The sequence below is a fragment of the Pseudomonas sp. 203-8 genome (genome assembly GCF_020708595.1).
Taxonomy (GTDB): domain Bacteria; phylum Pseudomonadota; class Gammaproteobacteria; order Pseudomonadales; family Pseudomonadaceae; genus Pseudomonas; species Pseudomonas aeruginosa.
Map to the genome: position 1 here is coordinate 1 of NZ_JAJFDF010000023.1, position 1,324 is coordinate 1,324.

1 protein-coding gene and 1 pseudogene are annotated in these 1,324 nt (G+C 63.7%); both read left to right on the top strand.

What is annotated here, in order from left to right; all coding sequences use genetic code 11:
* Positions 1 to 143 (top strand): annotated as a pseudogene (locus LJF27_RS30315) (type VI secretion system tube protein Hcp); the annotation flags it as partial.
* A gap of 180 nt (positions 144 to 323) precedes the next feature.
* Positions 324 to 1,324, top strand: a 1,001-nt coding sequence (locus LJF27_RS30320) for a type VI secretion system Vgr family protein (RefSeq protein ID WP_229601897.1), incomplete at its 3' end; no start/stop codon positions are given.

A 1,324-nucleotide genomic window follows, 5' to 3' on the forward strand; every position in this document is an offset into this window, starting at 1 on the left:
ACATGCACAACTGCCAGGACCCGGGCAACGCCCACTTCACCCACCTGGAAGACGTGCACTTCACCTACCGCAAGATCACCTGGACCCACGAAGTCTCCGGCACCTCCGGCTCCGACGACTGGCGCTCGCCGGTGGCAGGGTGAGTTGACAGGCACACCGGTCGTACACCTGTGCGGCCGGTTCTCCGTCGAGCCGAAAATGTCCGCGACTTCGCGAAATCGACACAGAGCCAAAGACTTTCGGCGCCGGCTGAGCAAGAGTAACGTGGCTTGCTCCTCCAATGGATTGGAAAGGAACTGCCCACCCGGAACAGGGAACGATCCATGCGTCAAAGAGACCTGAAATTCACCTTCGTCGTTGGCGAAGGGAACCTTGCGTTCGATGTCGTCGAGTTCGAACTGGAAGAAGCGCTCTGCGAGCCTTTCCGCCTGAGCCTGAAGCTGGCCAGCGACAAGAACGCCATCGATTTCAAGCAGGTACTCGACCAGCCGGGCACCTTCACCCTCTGGCAGGACGGCCGTCCGGCCCGCTACGTCCATGGCATCGTCAGCCACTTCACCCAGGGCAGCTCGGGTTTTCGCCGGACCCGCTACGAACTGCTGCTGGAACCACAGTTGGCGCGCCTGGAGCTGTGCTGCAACTGGCGGATATTCCAGGAGAAGAGTGTTCCGGAGATTCTCCAGGCGCTGCTCAAGGAGCACCGGGTGCTCGACTACGAACAGCGTATCTACCACGAGCACCTGCCACGCGAATACTGCGTGCAGGCCGGCGACAGCGATCACTACCTGCACGACCGGCTGGCCTTCGAGGAAGGCCTGGTCTACTACTTCCGCTTCGACGAACACCGCCACACCCTGGTCTGCAGCGACCGGCTCTACGTCCAGGAGCGTATCGCCGGCGGCCCGGTACTGTTCAGCGCCCAGCCGGAGGGCGACAACCCGCAGCCGGTGCTTCATTCTTTCCGCTACAGCGAAAATGTTCGTACGGCTCGACAGACCCAGCGGGACTACAGCTTCAAGCGCCCGACCTACGACCAGGAGCATCATCTCGCTGGCGAGGCGCTCGAGCATCAGGGCTCGTCCTACGAGCGCTACGACTACCCCGGTCGCTACAAGCGGAGCGGCGCCGGCCGGCCTTTCAGCGAAAGCCGCCTCAGAGGGCACCGGCGCGATGCGCGGGTGGCATCGGTCAGCGGCGACGACCCGCGGCTGATCCCGGGCCACGCCTTTGCCCTGGAAGGTCATCCGCGTGCCGACTTCAACGCCTGGTGGCGGCCGGTGCGGGTGGTCCATCGCGGCACCCAGTATGCCGGCCAGGAGGAAGA